At 45.0% G+C, this 18,982-nt stretch carries 15 protein-coding genes; 9 read left to right on the top strand and 6 right to left on the bottom strand.

Annotation, left to right across the window (positions count from 1 at the left end; translation table 11 throughout):
• Positions 1–198 precede the first annotated feature (198 nt).
• The 3 genes from AACQ75_RS12365 to AACQ75_RS12355 all read right to left on the bottom strand — a co-directional run bounded on the left by AACQ75_RS12365 (position 199) and on the right by AACQ75_RS12355 (position 3,233).
• Positions 199–1,062: a DMT family transporter gene (locus AACQ75_RS12365; RefSeq protein ID WP_017045125.1), complete on the bottom strand. Its 864-nt coding sequence runs from the start codon at positions 1,060–1,062 to the stop codon at positions 199–201.
• Positions 1,063–1,221: 159 nt separating this feature from the next.
• A complete protein-coding gene (locus tag AACQ75_RS12360; protein WP_017047051.1) occupies positions 1,222–1,830 on the bottom strand; it encodes a bifunctional 4-hydroxy-2-oxoglutarate aldolase/2-dehydro-3-deoxy-phosphogluconate aldolase in 609 nt (202 codons plus the stop codon).
• A 26-nt stretch (positions 1,831–1,856) separates the two neighbouring features.
• Positions 1,857–3,233 carry a GntP family permease gene (locus AACQ75_RS12355; RefSeq protein ID WP_170888732.1) on the bottom strand — a complete coding sequence of 459 codons (1,377 nt, stop codon included), beginning with the start codon at positions 3,231–3,233 and terminating at the stop codon, positions 1,857–1,859.
• Between the two features lie 160 nt (positions 3,234–3,393).
• On the opposite strand from AACQ75_RS12355, the gene AACQ75_RS12350 reads away from it, so the two are divergent.
• On the top strand, positions 3,394–3,927 hold the full coding sequence (locus tag AACQ75_RS12350; RefSeq protein ID WP_170888731.1) for a gluconokinase: 534 nt from the start codon (positions 3,394–3,396) through the stop codon (positions 3,925–3,927).
• The gene (edd, locus tag AACQ75_RS12345) at positions 3,924–5,735 is read left to right on the top strand and encodes a phosphogluconate dehydratase (RefSeq protein WP_094145484.1); all 1,812 of its coding nucleotides are present in this window, start codon (positions 3,924–3,926) and stop codon (positions 5,733–5,735) included. Before AACQ75_RS12350 ends, edd begins: the two co-directional genes overlap by 4 nt.
• Positions 5,736–5,805: 70 nt before the next feature.
• Here the strand turns inward: edd and AACQ75_RS12340 are convergent, their stop codons facing one another.
• Positions 5,806–6,813, bottom strand: a complete 1,008-nt coding sequence (locus AACQ75_RS12340) for a substrate-binding domain-containing protein (RefSeq protein WP_026027817.1) — start codon at positions 6,811–6,813, stop codon at positions 5,806–5,808.
• Between the two features lie 321 nt (positions 6,814–7,134).
• Between AACQ75_RS12340 and AACQ75_RS12335 the strand changes: the two genes are divergently transcribed.
• Entirely contained in the window at positions 7,135–7,623 is a 489-nt protein-coding gene (locus AACQ75_RS12335; protein WP_010319103.1) for a hypothetical protein, read from the top strand.
• Between the two features lie 69 nt (positions 7,624–7,692).
• Here AACQ75_RS12335 and AACQ75_RS12330 read toward each other — a convergent pair whose 3' ends face one another.
• On the bottom strand, positions 7,693–8,259 hold the full coding sequence (locus AACQ75_RS12330; protein WP_088728990.1) for a phosphoribosyl-AMP cyclohydrolase: 567 nt from the start codon (positions 8,257–8,259) through the stop codon (positions 7,693–7,695).
• Between the two features lie 176 nt (positions 8,260–8,435).
• On the opposite strand from AACQ75_RS12330, the gene AACQ75_RS12325 reads away from it, so the two are divergent.
• The 5 genes from AACQ75_RS12325 (at position 8,436) to AACQ75_RS12305 (ending at position 17,701) form a co-directional block, all read left to right on the top strand.
• Positions 8,436–10,031: a sensor histidine kinase gene (locus AACQ75_RS12325; RefSeq protein WP_088721200.1), complete on the top strand. Its 1,596-nt coding sequence runs from the start codon at positions 8,436–8,438 to the stop codon at positions 10,029–10,031.
• Positions 10,028–10,729 carry a response regulator transcription factor gene (locus tag AACQ75_RS12320; protein ID WP_013856461.1) on the top strand — a complete coding sequence of 234 codons (702 nt, stop codon included), beginning with the start codon at positions 10,028–10,030 and terminating at the stop codon, positions 10,727–10,729. The genes AACQ75_RS12325 and AACQ75_RS12320 overlap by 4 nt, the downstream gene beginning before the upstream one ends.
• Positions 10,730–10,939: 210 nt before the next feature.
• Positions 10,940–14,761, top strand: coding sequence for a PAS domain-containing hybrid sensor histidine kinase/response regulator (locus AACQ75_RS12315; RefSeq protein ID WP_170888730.1), 3,822 nt, complete (start codon positions 10,940–10,942; stop codon positions 14,759–14,761).
• Positions 14,751–15,695 carry a diguanylate cyclase domain-containing protein gene (locus AACQ75_RS12310; RefSeq protein ID WP_170888729.1) on the top strand — a complete coding sequence of 315 codons (945 nt, stop codon included), beginning with the start codon at positions 14,751–14,753 and terminating at the stop codon, positions 15,693–15,695. Before AACQ75_RS12315 ends, AACQ75_RS12310 begins: the two co-directional genes overlap by 11 nt.
• A gap of 347 nt (positions 15,696–16,042) precedes the next feature.
• Positions 16,043–17,701, top strand: a complete 1,659-nt coding sequence (locus tag AACQ75_RS12305; protein ID WP_026027818.1) for a putative transporter — start codon at positions 16,043–16,045, stop codon at positions 17,699–17,701.
• A 107-nt stretch (positions 17,702–17,808) separates the two neighbouring features.
• Here AACQ75_RS12305 and AACQ75_RS12300 read toward each other — a convergent pair whose 3' ends face one another.
• A complete protein-coding gene (locus tag AACQ75_RS12300; RefSeq protein WP_013856459.1) occupies positions 17,809–18,393 on the bottom strand; it encodes a LysE family translocator in 585 nt (194 codons plus the stop codon).
• A 105-nt stretch (positions 18,394–18,498) separates the two neighbouring features.
• Here AACQ75_RS12300 and AACQ75_RS12295 point away from each other — a divergent pair, with 105 nt between their 5' ends.
• Positions 18,499–18,942, top strand: a complete 444-nt coding sequence (locus AACQ75_RS12295; RefSeq protein WP_019280913.1) for an Lrp/AsnC family transcriptional regulator — start codon at positions 18,499–18,501, stop codon at positions 18,940–18,942.
• Positions 18,943–18,982: the final 40 nt, after the last annotated feature.

Below are 18,982 nucleotides of genomic sequence, written 5' to 3'. Positions count from 1 at the left end.
TTCACTTCATTGAAAACAAAGCGCAAACCTTTATCAACAACCCTGTTGGTAAGCTGCCAAAAAGCATATTTGTCAACCTTTAGACGATGCACAATAGCACCACATTGTGATAAAGAGGCATTCAATGACTACAGCCCAACCCACACCTTGGCTCTAGAAACTATGCAGCAAAACCGTTTTGAAAGATTTGCGATGATTTCAGCGATGACGAAAATGGCCCATTCGATAGAAGAGAAGCGAACAGAGCAGCAAGCCGCAGCCGAAAATCTTATTCGCTGGCATCGATTCATCATAAATCAGCACGCTCAGAACCAGTGTCCAGATTGGCTCAAGCAGCATTAATATCGCCGCATTGGTGGGGTTGGCGTGCTTTTGACCTACAGTTTGCATCAAATACCGCAAACTGGTGGCGAGTAATACGCTCAGAGCAAGCCACTTCCATGTCATCAAACTTATTTGATCTGGCCATGACTCAAACAGTAAAGAGAGTAATACCCCAAGGCAGCCGCCAACAAACAGTTGTAATGTAGTGAGCAACATCGGCGGCAGATTAGCCGAAAAACGGCTGTTAAAGTTAAAATGCAATGCCAAGCTAAAAGCAGCAGCCATAAACCACAGCTGGCTGGTCGCAACAACCCACTCCCCGTTCCACGACAGTAAAAAAAGCCCAATCAGTGCAATGGGTAGCGACAACCAAAATGCGCGCGCCGGTTTAGTGCCAAACAGCGGCCATGCTAATAACGGAACAAACAGCATAGAGAGGCTCATGATGAATGCGCCCTCTCCTAGCGTATCGCTAATGGAAATCGCGTGTATCCAGCAAAAAATCGAGCCACCTAGCAACACGCCCACACTCATCGATTTTAAACAATCGTGCAGTGAAGCTTGGCGCAGCGCTTTAAGACAAAATGGCAGTAGGCACAGCGACGCTAAAAGAAAACGCACGCCAATAAAGCCAAAAGGCGGCAGGCCTTGAATGGCTTGTTTGGAAAACACCCAGCCCGCAGCGGCCAATAAGGTCGTGATGACTAAAATTAATTCTGCGCGTCGGTTTGCGTACATAGCTTGGCTTATCGTGAAATGAGTAGGAGAACGATTGTAACGAGATTTCTGATCGCGCGTTACTCTCGATTACTTTTATCGTTAATGGTCGGAGGTGCGCATAAAAGGAGAAGACGGCTTACCGAAGCAAGCCGTTGTTCTTAAAGAAAATAGAAAGGGTTATAGCGCTTTCACCAATTCCGCAATTCCCTGCCAATCACCTTTATCCATCAGATCAGTCGGTACCATCCACGTACCGCCACACGCCACTACGGATTTAATCGACAAATAATCTTGAACGTTACTTGGGCTAACGCCACCTGTTGGCATGAAATTGACCGGATAAACGGCCGTCAATGCTTTGAGCATCGCCACGCCACCTGAAGGCTCGGCTGGGAAGAATTTCAATGTGCGCAAACCCATTTCCATCGCTTGCTCAACCAAACTTGGGTTGTTGACGCCCGGAACAATTGCCACATGACGCTGTTGGCAATATCTCACCGTGGTTGGGTTAAAACCGGGGCTGACTACAAAATCCACGCCCGCTTCAATGGCTTGGTCTACTTGTGCCGTGGTCAGTACTGTCCCTGCGCCAATCAGCATCTCTGGGTAGGCGGCACGCATCAAACGAATCGATTCTGCAGCCGCTTCTGTTCTAAAGGTCACTTCCGCGCATGGCAACCCATTTTCAACCAATACTTTGGCCAAAGGGACCGCTTGGCTAGCATCATTAATCGCAATCACAGGGACGATTTTGATTTCTTTCAATCGTTGTTCAAGAGTTTTCATTTCATAACCTTATAGTAAAACGCTTTTTATAATAAGAAGCTTAGGACAGCGACAATCACAAACGCGATGCTACCAAGCAGTGTTTCCATCACAGTCCAAGTTTTGAGTGTGGTTTTCTCATCCATTTCCATCAAGCGAGAAACCAGCCAGAAGCCTGAGTCATTAAAGTGAGATAGTACCGTTGCACCACCAGCAATCGCAATCACGATAAAACATAAATCCAACTCACTCAAACCCGTGGTTTGTGCCACAATTGGCGCAATCAAAGCGGCGGTGGTGGTTAGTGCCACGGTGGCAGAGCCTTGCGCCACACGTAAGCAAGTTGCGATAACAAACGCCGCGACTATGATAGGCATGCCTGTATCGGATAACACGTCAGCCAATGCTTGGCCAATGCCACTGGCGCGCAACACACCACCAAACATGCCGCCCGCACCTGTCACAAGAATTACCGCACAGATAGGCGCTAACGAGTCACTGCACAGTTTTTCCAGCTTGTTCATTCCAAAATCTTTGGCAAACACCAGTAAACAAGTTAGCAGAGTCAGCAACAGGGCCACCGGGGTTTTACCCAACATGCGTAAGAATTCAACCAATGGCGCTTTACCGTTAATCACGCCTGCTACCGCAAGAGTATTAAGACCTGTATCCATAAAAATGAGCAGCACAGGCATCACTAAAATTGCTAATACCGTGGCAAATTTTGGCAATTTATTTTCATCAATAATTTGCTCGGTATTAAAAAACGCTTTGGAGAGTGGAATATCAAATTTCTTACCCGCATACAGGCCAAAGAGGTAAGCGCCAAAATACCAAGTAGGAATCGCGACCAAGATACCAACAATCAGCAACAGACCAAGATCAGCACCTAAAAGATCTGAAGCCGCAACCGGCCCAGGATGAGGCGGCACAAAAGCATGCATCACGGCAAAAGCACCGGCTGAAGGCAGCGCGTATTTCAATGGTGAGCCACCAAAGCGCTTCGCTACACTAAAGATGATCGGCATCATCACGATCAATCCCGCATCAAAGAAGATGGGAAAACCAAACAGTAATGAAGCAATACCCAGTGCAAACGGCGCTTTTTCTTCACCAAAGCGGCCTATCAAGGTATCGGCCAGCACTTTAGCACCGCCCGTCACTTCTAAAATTTTGCCGATCATCGCACCTAAACCGACCAGCAAAGCAACAGACGCTAGGGTTCCACCAAAACCAGACATCATAGTTGGGACCACTTTTTCCGCAGCAACGCCGGTGGCAATTGCAGTGCCGAGGCTGACTAAGGTTAATGAAGCGAAGGCGTGTATCTTCAACTTCATGATTAAAATCAGTAGTGCTGCAATCGCACATCCCGCGATTGCTAATAGGTAAGCAGGGTTACTGCTTTGAGTCATCAATTCCATGTTCTTCACCTTATATCACGTATTGTTTTGTTTGTGTTTCAGTTCACAAATCTCTAAGTTACGGGTAACATGTTACCGATAACATGGATAAGATAAAGTCATATTTCCAAGTGAATTTAAAAAATGAGATCCAGCTCAGAATACCACTCAAGGAGTCCGTATGACTGGTAGTAGCATTATTGTAATGGGCGTATGCGCCTGCGGAAAAAGCACTGTAGGCGCGAAACTGGCCCAGAAATTAGGGGCGAAATTCATCGACGGTGACGACCTTCATCCAAAAGCCAATATTCTCAAAATGGCAGGCGGAGAGCCGCTAAATGATGACGATCGCAAACCTTGGTTAGAGCGCATCCGTGACGCGGCTTTTAGCTTAGAGAGTAAAGATGAGCACGGCGTGATTGTTTGCTCTGCGTTGAAAAAAACCTACCGCGATCAAATCCGTGACTGTAACCAAAATGTGACCTTTCTCTTTCTCGATGGCAGTTTTGATTTAATCATGAAGCGCATGCAAGCGCGTAAAGGCCACTTTATGAAAGAGAACATGGTGGAAAGCCAGTTCAATACGTTAGAGCGCCCCGACAACGAAGTGAAAGTCGCTATCGTTGATATCGATACGGATATTGATGAGGTTGTAGAGCGCGCCCTAGTGGCATTGCGCGAGCTCACTTTAGATGGTCAAAAGGTGTCAGCATGAGTACAGCCTTAAACCCAACCATCACAGCCGTCACCGAACGAATTATTCAGCGTAGCCGTACTTTGCGTGATGAGTTTCTCAACCGCGCCAAGGCACAACAGCACAGTGGCAAGGGTAAAGCATCACTTTCTTGTGGTAATTTGGCTCACGCCGTCGCCGCCTCTTGCTCTCAAGAAAAAGCGCACATTCTCGATTTAACGCGTTCTAACTTAGCCATTATCACAGCATACAACGATATGCTTAGCGCGCACCAAGTGTATAAAGATTACCCTGAGCAAATCAAAAAAGTGCTCGCCCCATTTGGCCACACGGCTCAAGTTGCTGGCGGCGTTCCGGCGATGTGTGATGGCGTAACGCAAGGCCAAGCGGGCATGGATATGTCGTTGTTCTCACGCGATTTGATTGCACAAGCCACGGCATTTTCACTCAGCCACAATATGTTTGATGGCACATTACTGCTCGGTATTTGCGATAAAATTGCGCCCGGACAACTGATGGGCGCGCTGGCGTTTGCGCACCTACCAACGGCTTTTATTCCCGCAGGGCCAATGTCCACTGGCATTACTAATGATGAGAAGGTCGATGTTCGCCAAAAACACGCGGCAGGTTTGGTTGATGATAGCGCGCTGCTGAATATGGAGTGCGCTTCGTATCACTCCCCGGGCACTTGCACTTTCTACGGCACCGCCAATACCAACCAATTAGTGTTTGAGGCGATGGGTTTAATGCTGGCAGGGTCAGCGTTTGTCGCTCCCTTTTCCCCACTGCGCCATGCATTGACGCAACATGCCGCAATCCGCCTTGCCGCCATGAGCGATGGCACGGCGCATTTCCGTCCACTTTATGAGGTGGTGACCGAAAAAAGTGTGGTCAACGGCTTGGTGGCTCTGCTCGCCTCTGGTGGCAGTTCAAACCATACCATTCATTTACTGGCTGTTGCTCGCGCGGCGGGTATTGTGCTGACTTGGCAAGATATCAGTGATCTGTCTGACGTCGTTCCTCTTGTGGTGAATGTTTACCCCAATGGTTCGGCGGATATCAATGAATTTGAGCTCGCAGGCGGCGTACCCATGTTGATGACGCGTCTGCATCAAGCGCAGTTACTTCACAGCGACGTAAAACCCGTGTTTGGTGAATTTGCAGATCAGCTAAAATCACCGCAATTAGTGGGCCATACATTAGAATGGCAAGCCTGTACTCAAACTAAAAACCCCTCAGTAATCGCCCTGCCTGATAAGGTATTTCAGCGCTCTGGTGGTATTAAAGTGTTATCGGGTAACCTTGGGCAAGCGGTGATCAAAGTCTCTGCCGTGGCTGAGCAACATCGCATTGTTGAAGCGCCCGCCAAAGTGTTCGCTTGCCAACATCAGGTTGAGCAGGCGTATCAACGCGGCGAGCTCAATCAAGATTGCGTGGTTGTAGTCCGCTTCAATGGGCCAGCAGCCAATGGCATGCCTGAGCTGCATAAGTTAATGCCGATTTTGGGCAACTTACAAAAAGCAGGCTATCAGGTTGCGTTAGTAACCGATGGTCGTTTGTCCGGCGCTTCTGGTAAAATTCCAGCGGCTATTCACGTCTCACCGGAAGCATTAAGAGGCGGCGCAATTGCGCTTATTGAAGAGGGAGATAGGATCCGCGTCGATGCGGTGACAGGCCGATTAGAGAACTTAACGCCAACCGAAGGCCGTGATATCGCCACTTGTGATACTGAGCTCACACAGCAAACTTGGGGGCGCGATCTGTTTAAAGTGTGCCGAGATAATGTCTCTGCCGCCAATCAAGGGGCTTCGTTCCTCTACCCTAATTGATACAACATGAGTTTGATGTAGCCATTGAAGTGACAAACCCAACCACTTCAATGGCTGAATAACAAGCTGACTACAGGCTCTCGCCATCGGTGACACTAAAACCTAAGTCGAACACTTTCTGCTCAATCACTTCACCAGCCAATGCGGACAATAATAGCTCAGCACTTTTCTTGCCAATCTCAAACCGAGGCGTTTCTACACTGGTTAGCTTTGGCGAAATCGCTTGACCTATATCGAGCGCGTTATACCCCACGATTGCAATATCTTGAGGAATCTTCAGCCCTCGATGTGCACACTTCATCATGGCACCAATTGCAATGTCATCATTAGTACAGAAGATGCCGTTGATCTCTGGCCTCTCTTCTAGGGCTTGTTCGAGTAAGTCACCGCCGAGAGTAAAGCTTGAATGCTCTTGAGTTAGGATATGAACTGCGGTTAAGCCTGCATCTTGCATTGCACGATCATAGCCATTCATCCGCAACTGCGTTCGAGTATCAAGACGCGCACCGAGATAGGCAATATGCTGTTTGCCACTATCAATCATCTGCGTCACCACATGATACGAGGCCTGTTCGTGATCCAACCCCACCGCCATATTGATCGGCTTGTCTGGCAGCTCCATCGTTTCAACCACTGGCACACCCGCCGCTTTTAGCATTTGAATGGTACGTTCGGAGTGGTGCGTTTCGGTCAAAATAAGACCATCGACTTGATACGACAGCAACGAGGCAATTTTCTCCTCCTCTTCTTGCACGTTATAACCAAAGTGAGCAATAAGTGTATCGTAACCTCTTGCTTTGGTTACCGACTCAATCCCTTGAACTAAATTGGCAAACACTTGGTTTGACAAGGAAGGCAGAAGAATACCAATCGCCTTACTTGACGATTTCGACAACATCGCCGGGGCGCGATTTTGTATATAACCTAATTCTTCAATCACTGCGGCAATTTTTTCTTGGGTTGCCAATGCGACCGAATTGGGGTCGCGTAGAAAACGGGAAACGGTCATTTTCGTCACCCCCACGCGGTCTGCGATATCTTGCAGGGTAGGCCTAGTTTTACGTTGCATACTGCTCATTTTTATTCTGTTTTCCAACTGAATGTTACCGTAACATTAAACCTCATGACGACTGTGCATTTCAATCTTTATATCACCTCGTTAAGCTCATACACACAGAGGCAATGGCGTAATTTGTGTGACCAACTCGCACAATTATCAACAAACTCATTAATAATCCCTAAAATGGACTTGCTTTCTTGCCTCCTCACCCCAAAAAGAGAGTAATGTGAGGCAGAAGCTCTCCTTTTCATGGATCTTTGATTCATCGCAAGGCGCTTTTCCCCCTGCCAGATTAATTAATAGCTTCTGATTTTGAAGCTGCATTCTAAGGAAATAATAATGTCTGATACACCCACTACCGTTGAATATACCGTTGAAACCCTAAAGCCTGTTGTTGAATCTTCCGGTTCTATTTGGGGTTATGTGGCGGGCGGTGTCGTGCTTGCAGTCGTTCTTGGTTACTTTGCTTTTAAAAAGCTCAACAAACCGGCCTTTGTCATTAAGCAAATGCGTAAACGTAACCGCAAAGAGATGAAAAAACATGGTGTGGAAAGTGCCGAGGCGATGGTCGATCTCGATCTTCTACTCGATGCAGTACAAGAGTACGCCACCCAACAAGCAATGAGTGGCACAACCATGGTGCAACTGTTAGCGCCATTAAATGACGCCAATAAAATGAAATCCGCAGGAGATTTCTATCATTCAATGGCCTACATTGCCAAAAGCATCAATAACCCGACGCTGGCTAAAACATTACAGAACAAATCAAAACAGGTTCGTTCAAGCTCGCCACTGATGGCTGGCCTGCTCAAGCGTGCTGGCGTTTAACTGGCACAACAGAAAGGTCTGCGATGTGGGTGTATTACCATCACCCACATCTAAAAGCTTTCCCCTCAATTAAGGTTGAAAAGGTAGTGATGAATGGTGCAGAACAATTCGCAGTTGGCCCTGTTCATCTTTCTTAAATGCCCAGCTTTTATCCACCACGGTTTGCTTTCCTTTATTGTCGATGAGCTTAACATGCCCCATGGTTAGGGCTACATCGCCGTTGATATAGACTGCTGCATTATCAAAGCTGTACTCCTTCCAACCTTTTAGTGCAAAGCCAGAATCTTGTGGGTATTGCTTATCACTGCCGACAAAATACGATAGCGCTCCGTCCGCTTTTGTACGAAAGGTTTGATCCCCACTGGCAAGCGTAGGTTTGAAAAGCACCGCACCTTGTTGGTAGCCATACGCTTGGTCTAACACTTGCTGTGCCAATTTCTTCGCTTCAGCATGACCTTTTTGTTCATAAGTCTGGCTTATCTTGATTAACGCTTCTCCCCAAGCTTGCTGGGCATCAAGCACCTCTTGATGGCTAATATTGTTATTAACCAATAAATTAGAAGCCTGAGCGGACAGCGGTAACAACCCGCAAAGTAATAATGCTGAAATAGAAATTCTTTTATGTGTACGTTGCATGATGAAGACCTTATCTAATTATCTAGTTGATGGGAGTAATGTGGTTGATGGGAGTAATTTACGGTCTCTCGATGAACCTAAACCATGCGCTTAGATTAACTTCAGATGAATATTCTTTACCCAATACCAACGGATCGCTTACTCTGCTCATCTATTGAATTTATGCGGCGATCATTATGTTTCGTTATCAATTATCTCTCGTACTGGCTCTGTTACTCACCCTAATCTTAGCCCAAGCTGGCACCGCTTTATGGTCAAATAACGTCGCTAATGAGCACATTCAGCGCGGGCAGATCTCCAATCAAATCTTGCAAAGCTTTATGCAGTTGAGCACGGAAAAACAGCAGTTGAAAATTTGGCTTGCCGAGTATTTATTGACGAAAGATGGCAGCACGCTCAAACGAGACATGCGCTTTTCAAAGATTGAAGATTTGCTCAGCGAGCTCTATTTGCTAACCGAGCAAGCACAGCAACACGGTATCACCAACCAAGACTTTGCCGAGATCACTCAGCAAATCAAAGTCATTTCTCTCTTTGAAACTAACTTTGGACGATTAAAAACAGCGCTTCGATCCTGGGAAATCGCAAAAATCACAGACAATAATGATCGCTGGCTTTTACTCAGTGACACCTTTGATAAGGTGGATAACACCGACCTACGCCAGCTGCTGAATCAAGCTATTTCTCTACAGAAACAACGTACTGCACGCTATGAAGCGGCAGCGATGAAATCATTATCTGATGTAGAAAATGTCATTGTAACCTTATCATTACTAGGGGTAGTCTTTGGCTTGCTGCTAGGAGGCTGGTTACTGCGCACCTTATCCAAACCGTTAGCGGAACTGCTAAAAAGCACTTCAGCTTTAGAACAAGGCCATCTTAACCATCGAGTATCGGTCAGCGGGCCAAGTGAGCTCAGAACCCTAGCGCAGCATTTTAATTACATGGCACAAAGCCTTGAAAATGCGCAGCAAAAAGAGATCGCTTCGCGTCAACTCATTGAGCGAGAAGTTACTGCACGCACCCAAGAACTCGCCAATGCACTCGAAACATTGGAGCAAGCTAAACGCCAGCAGAAAGAGTTTTTTGCGAACGTTAGCCATGAATTGCGTACTCCCGCAACGGCCATTTTAGGAGAAGCGCAAATTACCCTTCGCAGTCGTCAAAATAGTGATGAAGAGTATCGACAAACGCTACAGCGTATCAATGAATCGGCAACCCACCTTTCCTACCGGATCGACGATTTATTGCTGCTTATCCGTCAAGATGAAAAGCTGTTCCAACCGACTCTTATCCCTATCACCTTAGAGAGTCTATGGCAGTCGGTGACGAGACAAGCCACCCTTTTAACTCACGCGCATCAAGTGCAACTTGAATGCCTTCACCCACAACAGGCAAACTGGCAAGCTCGGATCTTTCATACTGATTTAGATAAGCTACTGATGACCGTGCGAATTATCGTCGATAATGCATTGCGCTATGATCCACATCACCAGCCTATTACGCTCACTCTGCTAGTTGAGCCCCAGCAATTTCATCTTCAATTGCAAGATCACGGTATTGGCATTGACCAAGAGGACCTCGCACAGATTTTCCAACGCTATTTTCGGTCCGAAAACGGCAAACGCTATCGCCCTGATGGCTTGGGGATTGGTTTAACGCTGGCTTATAACATTGTGCAACAGCAACGCGGAACCATCGCATTCCAAAGCCAACTGGCTCAAGGCACAACCGTTACACTTACCTTTGAACTGGAAGAGGAAGAATCATGAGAATTCTTTTAATTGAAGATGATGCCAGAATTGCCAACTTTATTGAGCGAGGGCTCAAAGCAGAAGGTCACCACATTCAACGACTGAATGATGGGCAATATGCACTTGAAACACTCATAAGCGGCGAGCCCGATATTTTAATTTTAGATCGAATGCTTCCGCACACCGATGGATTAACTCTTTGTCAGCAAATACGTGAAGCCGGTATTGATGTGCGCATTTTGATGCTTTCTGCACTGGGCGAAGTTGAAGAACGGGTTCGGGGCCTACGCATTGGTGCGGATGATTATCTGGCAAAACCTTTTCATTTTGAAGAGTTACTGGCTCGCCTAGATGCGCTGCAACGTCGACATTCTGACTCTGCGCCAATGCCCACTCTACACATTGCAGACTTAACGCTCTGCTTATCAACCATGGCCGTAACACGGGCAGGGCAAGCCATTGAGTTAACCGCCAAAGAACTCTCCATATTAGAGCTATTGATGCATAAACCCGGTCATATTTTTAGCCGAGAACGGATTCTTGCTAATGTTTGGGGTCTCCATCAAGATCCCCTAACCAACGTAGTCGATGTGTATATGCGTCGTCTACGCAAAAAAATTGATGACCCTTTCTCATCAGCACTGATTAAAACTAAACGCGGTATGGGCTATTTTCTCGATAAAAATAGTGGTGAGCAACGCACAGGAAATGGATAAATTTAACTCTTATCTAACAATTACTTATCTGAGAAACTTAATATTCGCTCTGGTGCACAAATTTGTATATCTATAGTGGATAGGGAATTGGCGCGTCTACGGCATTTCTATCCAATTAGAAATATCCTGCTAAAGTTGTTATAGGTATCTTAAAAAACATCAAAACAAGTAATAATGCGATAAAAAGCATGTAATTAGCAGGGAAAGGTAATGGATCTATCGCAAGAAGCACGCCCGAAAGCTGCTTTAAAGTTAAATAAGACAATCTTAAATGCACTTTGGCTGCCTTTGATTATTCTTATCTTTGGTTTATTTACCGCAAGTCATTTTAATCAACTGCATCAGACAGAGCGAATTGAGCATATACAACATGATTTATCTGCTCGATTACAGCAGATTAGTAATGGGGTATCAGAAAAGGTTACGCTATATCAATACGGGATACGTGGCTTTAGAGGTGCGGTAATGACTGCCGGTGCCGATGCATTTGATTATGAGCAAATGTTTCGCTATACCCAGACTCGTGACTATCCCAAAGAATTTCCAGGTGCTCGTGGCTTTGGATTTATCCGCTTTGTTGAACCACAGCAAAAAGAAATGTTCCTTGAGCAAGCTCGCCTAGACAGGCCGGACAAAACCTTCAATATTCGCTCACTTTCAGAGCATAATAGTAGCTTGTTTGTCATCCAATACATTGAACCAGAAGAGCGTAATAAACAAGCGGTCGGCTTAGACATTGGTTCAGAGGCTATGCGTCGTGCAGCAGCTTTAGATGCAGCCAAAAATAACTCGGTACGTCTCACTGCTCCTATAACTCTTGTGCAAGCCAACAAAAAGGCACTACAAGGGTTTCTAATACTAATGCCAGTGTACAACACCAATAAAATAGCGGATTCCTCTTCTGTGGAAGAACGATTAAGCAAGCTGGTAGGCTGGAGTTATGCACCTATTTTGATAGATGAAGTGTTAAGTGCTGTGGCTGGCCTCAATGACGATGTTATTCTAACCATAAGTGACATCAATGACGGTGATTCAAAACATTTTTTCACCCGCGGCTCAATTCAAGATAGAACCCCTTATCAAGTAACTCAAACCATTGATTTGTTTGGACGTCAATGGGCACTCAATCTGATTGCTACCAACAAGTTTATCGAATCTCTACCATTAGATACTTACAACCAAACTTATCAAGAGATCTTAACGGCCACATTATTGCTTATGTTGACTGTTTTTATCATTCAAATGATGCGTTCTCGTCGAGATCAGTTAGCCAAACACAAAATAGAGATCGCTCAAGCAAGGGAAGCCGTACTGACAGAAACCAATCTTCAACTAGAAAAATTAGTCAACCAAAGAACAGAGGAGATTTCGCAAGCGAATGCTCTACAGCGCAGCATTTTGAGCAGTGCGGGTTACGCTATTATCGCGACGGATCTAGATGGATTAATCACTATATTTAACCCCTCTGCAGAAAAACTGATCGGCTACAGTGCCAGTGAACTGGTGGGAAAAAAAACACCAGCTATATTCCACTTACCCGAAGAGGTCGTTCGACGAGCAAAAGATCTGTCGTTAGAGCTAGGAGAAACCGTAGAAGTCGGGTTTGATGCCTTTGTCGCTAAAGCAAAATTAGGCAAATCCGATATTAATCATTGGACTTACATCAGTAAAAACGGCCAACACATTCCGGTTAAACTTTATGTCGGTGGATTAATAGATGACCACGGTCAGTTAGTCGGCTTCTTAGGTATTGCTTATGACTTAACGGAACAGCTACAAAAAGAGAAAGAACTCGCGGAAGCCAAAGAGCAAGCGGAGTACGCAAACCGAGCTAAGTCTGATTTTTTAGCGAACATGAGCCATGAAATTCGAACCCCAATGAACGCTATTTTGGGGTTATTACAGATAACTCTCAATACCGATTTAAGTAGCCAGCAGATCGACTACTTAAGTAAAACACAAAGTGCAGCCAAGTCTCTACTCGTTCTTTTAAACGATATTTTAGACTTTTCTAAAGTGGAAGCAGGAAAGCTTGAATTAGAGCAATCTTCATTTTCACTTCCAGATCTGTTACAAGAAACGGGGATACTACTGTCGTCAAGCCTTCAAGAGAAAGCCATCGAGATCATTTATGATGTTGCGCCTGATGTTCCAACCATCTTGATCGGTGACAGCCTACGCTTACGACAAATATTATTAAATTTAGCCGGTAATGCCATTAAATTTACTGATGCAGGTGAAATAAAAATATCCATAGAAACACAGAAAATATCAGAAAATAATTGCACCTTGCTTTTTAAAGTGTCAGACACTGGTATCGGGATGACCCAAGAACAGAAAGCAATTATCTTTAATGGATTTAGCCAGGCTGAGTCGTCAATTAGCCGAAAGTATGGCGGTACAGGATTAGGTTTATCGATCGTAAAACGGCTAGTGAGCCTGATGAAAGGTGACATTAGCGTAACCAGCCAACTTGGTAAGGGGAGTGAATTTGCGTTCACCACTACATTAAACTTCGCGCCTGTTTGTAATGACATTTACTCGCATCTTACACAGGGTTTAAACATATTAGTGGTAGAAGATAATGAAACCGCACGTTTAATTCTTCAAGACATACTCCAAAAACTAGGCTGCCAAGTGTTTGCTGCGCCCAACGCCGATGAAGCTTTAGCACAACTACACAACTTAGCTCAACAAAACGAAGTAATTGATCTCGCATTTGTTGACTGGAAACTTCCTGATATGGATGGCTTGGCTCTTACTCGATCCATCAAAAACCAGAAAAATCTCAAAAAAATACCTTTAGTCATCATGATTACGGCTTTTGGCCTAGAAATTCTCGACAAACATTTAGAAGACACCCATGAACTTTTAGAAACCGTGCTGATAAAGCCAGTAACGCCAGAGCTAATCAAACAAACCATTATCAATGTACTGCAAAGTAAAGATGCAGTATTTGCAGAAACATTCCATCGAATAAATTCAAACGATAGCTTATCTGGTATCAGTATATTGCTGGTTGAAGATAATCCGACCAATCGCTTGGTCGCAACCGAATTACTCAGCGAACGTGGCGCAACAATTATCGAAGCTGAGGACGGCTTTAAAGCACTAGATATACTGCAAAATCAGCAGTTTTCCCTAGTACTGATGGATATTCAAATGCCCGGTATGGATGGTTATGAAACGACTCGTAAGATCCGACAAGAGATGAAGTTTCATCAACTTCCAATATTAGCAATGACAGCTAATGCTCGCCCTGAAGATAAAGCCACCTGTTTAGCTGCAGGTATGAATGACCATATTGCGAAACCTTTCGATATCAATGATGTGGTTAAAAAAATTCAACACTTCGTAACTCAAAAAACGCTCCCAGCAAAACAACAAGTGGTGGCTACCCATAATCAAAAAATATCGACACCAGCTCAAGAATATGCAGACAAACATGGTATTAAACTCAATCAAGCGATAAATCGAATCGGCGATTTATCCGTTTATCTAAAAGTAATCAATCAATTTGTCATTGATATGCAAGATGCTATATCACAACTGCAATCTACTGAAATTGCCACTGATGTCGCATTGCGTATCTACCACAGTTTAAAAAGTGGTTCAGAAAGCTGTGGACTTACACAATTGTCGGAAAAGTTAGCAAAAGCTGAGCTCGAATGTTCAATAGCAACCACAGAGACGATGAGAAGAAATAGTAGCTTACTGGCTGACGTACTATTTGCCCAATCACAACTCAGATCATTGATGAATTTACTCAGCAACGAGCAACTAACGACTACAACACCAGTTGCCATGGATAAAGCTATATTTAGAGAAAAACTGCTCATGCTCGGGAGATGTTTCAACACTTCAAATATGGAAGCGACGACATTATTTGAAGAAATCTCAGCACAATTAAATATGATTGATGAAAAGTTAACAAAACAACTTGCAGAACAAGTACAAAGTTTGGCGTTTGAACAAGCAACTGCAATACTAAAAGAAATCATGAAAAACAAAGAGTTTTCCGATGCTATCTAATTACGGTTTACTAAACTTCAGTAAGAAAACTGACTTCACAGTACTCATCGTTGATGATCAGCCGACTAATATTCAGCTCATATATCAATTATTGAAAGATGACTATCAGATATTGATGGCGACATCTGGAACGCAAGCCATCAACGTTTGCAAAGAAAGTCAGCCCGATTTGGTGCTACTCGATGTCATCATGCCAGAAATGGATGGCTTACAAACCTGCCGCTTGATCAAAAATGACCCTACGATCGCTGATATACCTGTTATTTTTATTACCGGATTAACCGCCCAAGAAGACCAAGATGCATGTTGGGAAGCAGGCGGTGTTGATTTTCTAAAAAAACAATTTAATATCAATACGTTAAAAAACAGAATCAAGGCTCATTTAACCCTAAAGCACCAAGCAGACCTACTGAGATCATTGGCATATTTAGACGGCCTTACCGGTCTTAATAATCGCCGCTATTTCGATCAACACTTAAAGTCTCACTTAGCGCAAGCTTACCGAAAAAAACAGCCTCTCTCGTTATTGCTGATCGATATTGATTATTTTAAACAATACAACGACACATTTGGCCACCTTGAAGGTGATGATTGTTTAAAAAAAGTCGCCACTACTTTGCACCAATGTTGTCGAAGACCAACCGACATCGCTGCACGGTATGGTGGTGAAGAATTCGCTATGATTCTTCCTGAGACGGACCAAGAAGGTATTTGGTACGTTGCTAACCTTGTTCAAGATAAAATCAAAGCACTGTGTATAGACCACCCAGCGGCTGAAAACGGTTTTTTAACCATCAGCATTGGAGGCGCAGTCGACCTAGAAGGTTCCCATTCACCAGAGCAGTTAATTAAATTGGCTGACAACATGCTCTATCAAGCGAAAAACACCGGACGAAACCAAACGAATATCACTAGTGAAAAGAGTACAGACTAAACAAACCAACACTTTCTTAACATAAGAAAAAATAAGGCTAGCTTTTTGGGAAGTGTGATTTTATTAACTCTTATCTAACAATCACTTATCTGAGAAATTTAATATTCGTTCCGGTGCACAAATTTGCATCTCTATAGTTAACATTTATAGCTCGTTGCAGTATTACTGGTCATAAGTTCAGGGCAACCACAAAACGACATCGAGAGTTCATTTCACTAGGTGACTTCTCAATGCCGTATTTGAACCCTCCAGCTGTAGACATAACCACTAACCGAGTTCTTACGCCTACCCCTGCCGTTCATTAAGCTTGCCCACCAGCCGTTTTTTAATTGTTCAGGAGACTCATCATGAGTGACATTGCACTTTCTATCAGCATTCTCTCGCTGGTAGCTGTGCTGGGTTTGTGGATAGGGAATTGGCGCGTCTACGGTGTTGGTTTAGGGATCGGCGGGGTGCTGTTTGGCGGCATTCTCGTCGGCCACTTTACAGGCATGTGGGGTGTGGTTCTTGACTACAATACGTTGCATTTTATTCAAGAGTTCGGCCTTATCCTATTTGTGTACACCATTGGTATACAAGTCGGACCCGGTTTTTTCTCTTCACTTCGAAGCTCAGGACTAAAACTCAACGCCTTTGCCGCACTCATTGTGTTGCTGGGCTGTGTGGTGACGGTTGCGCTTTACTATCTGTTTGATGTGCCTTTACCCGTTATTCTTGGTGTATTCTCCGGTGCAGTCACCAATACGCCATCATTAGGCGCGGGGCAACAAATCCTGACTGAGTTAGGTGGCCAAGAGAACATGCTTGACCTGACGGGTATGGGTTATGCGATTGCTTACCCCTTTGGCATATGCGGTATTTTGCTTACCATGTGGCTGCTCAGAATTGCCTTTCGTGTCAGTGTTGACGCCGAAGCCGAAGAGTTTGAGATCCACAACGGCCACAAAAAAGAGAGCTTACACACCATTAACGTTGCGATTAAAAACCCCAACTTAAATGGCCTGCTCTTAAAAGACATTCCCGCGCTCAGTGATGGCGATATTGTGTGCTCGCGCCTCAAACGTGGTGAACACCTTTCCGTACCCAAACCCGATTCACGAGTTGAAGTGAATGATTTGCTTCATCTGGTCGGCGATAAAAAAGCGTTAGAAAAAGCACGCTTGGTGATTGGCGAAGAGGTCGATGCATCACTTTCGACACGCGGCACGGAGCTGCGAGTACAGCGCTTAGTCGTCACCAACGAGATTGTGCTTGGTAAAAAGCTGCGCGATCTGGATTTAAAAGAGAAATACGACGTCGTCGTTTCGCGTTTAAACCGTGCCGGGGTTGAGCTTATCCCAACCAGTCAATCTACCTTGCAGTTTGGCGACATTCTCAATTTAGTCGGGCGTCAAGAAGCGATTGAAGCGGTCAGTGGTATGGTCGGCAACGCGCACCAAAAATTACAGCATGTGCAGATGCTACCAGTCTTCGTTGGGATTGGACTTGGGGTATTACTCGGATCTATTCCGTTTTATCTACCGGGATTCCCCGCCGCCATTAAGCTCGGCTTAGCTGGAGGACCGCTGATTGTCGCACTTGTTTTGGCGCGTATCGGCAGCATTGGCAAAATGTATTGGTTTATGCCGCCCAGCGCGAACCTTGCTCTACGAGAAATTGGTATTGTGCTGTTTTTAGCCGTAGTCGGGTTAAAATCTGGGGGTAATTTTGTTGAAACCTTAGTGCAAGGCGATGGCGTCAGTTGGATGGGCTACGGCATGTTAATCACGGGTATTCCATTGATCACTGTTGGAATACTGGCTCGTGTTTTAGGCCATATTAACTATCTCACTATCTGTGGCATGCTAGCAGGCTCGATGACCGATCCACCCGCTCTTGCTTTTGCAAATGCGCTGCACGAAAGCAGCGGCGCTTCTGCGTTAGCATACGCCACTGTCTATCCGCTAGTAATGTGCCTACGCATACTCTCACCGCAAATATTGGCGTTAATTTTATGGGCAATATAGCGAACGGTTAATATCAGGCAAACTAGATAAACAAAGTGGGTCGCTCAGTACCCACTTTCTTTTGCTGCGTTGATAATGCTCCCACACAGCAACGTCTCACCAAATCTCTACAACATAGGAACAACGGACAGTAGCAGCAACGCGCCCATCGCGCCGTTAAACCAGCGGACATAACTTGGGTGATTCATCCAGTGGCTCAACTGTTTACCCGCCGCAGTCCAAACACTGACCGATGGAATGTTCACCAAAGCAAACACCAATGAAATCAGCATTAACTGCGCCCAGCTCGCACTTTGGTTAAATACACTCACCGCAGTCAGCGCCATCGACCAACCTTTGGGGTTGACCCATTGAAACAGTACAGCCGAAACAAATGACATCGGTTGATACTGCTTCTCTCCCTGCGAAGGATTACTCAGCGCAATTTTTATCGCCAAATAGACCAAATAAATGGTGCAGGCAATTTGCAAGCCTTGTTGCAACATAGGATAACGATGGAATAAACCCGTTAACCCAACACCAACCAATAGCACCATAATGCTAAAACCAAACGTTACACCAAGCATGTGCGGAATAGTGCGCATAAAGCCCACATTTGCACCAGATGTCATCAGCATGATGTTGTTTGGACCCGGCGAAAAGGTCGAAACAAAAGCAAAAGCCACCAGTGGCCACCATTGTGTGTAATCCATCTTCTTTCTCTATTTAATAATGATGAACAAATAATAATGGTATCGGCTGGCAATATTGTGCTTATATTGGTCAATACCACCAATATTGAGCAATAAAAATAAGCCATGGACAGATTTGACGAAAGAATATTGCAAGAGCTACAACTTGATGGCCGAGTCTCGAATGTCGAGCTAGCCGAACGCATCGGCTTATCGCCCTCCGCCACGTTGCGCCGCGTGCAGGATCTTGAGCGTAAGCAGATCATTAAAGGCTATCGAGCGGTCTTAAATAAAACCCAACTTGATGTCGGGTTTGTCGCTTATGTGGCAATTGGCTTAAACAGCCATACTAAAAAAGCGCAGCTCAGTTTCGAAGAACATGTGCGCTACGCCAAGGAGGTGGTCGAATGCCACAACATTACCGGGATGAACGAATATTTGCTGCGTGTCGAAAGCAAAGATCTCAGCGCCTATAAACGTTTTCACGCCGATGTGCTTGGTGAGTGCTTAACGGTGAAATCGATCACCACCATGGTGGTGATGGACTCTCCTAAAGACGAACGGCAATAGTATTTACGCCATCACTTTTAGCATTCGACAAGGTGCGCAA

The organism is Vibrio sp. B1-2 (assembly GCF_963888445.1).
In the GTDB taxonomy this organism is placed as follows: Bacteria; Pseudomonadota; Gammaproteobacteria; order Enterobacterales; family Vibrionaceae; genus Vibrio; species Vibrio anguillarum.
This window is presented reverse-complemented; position numbering and strand designations above follow the sequence as displayed.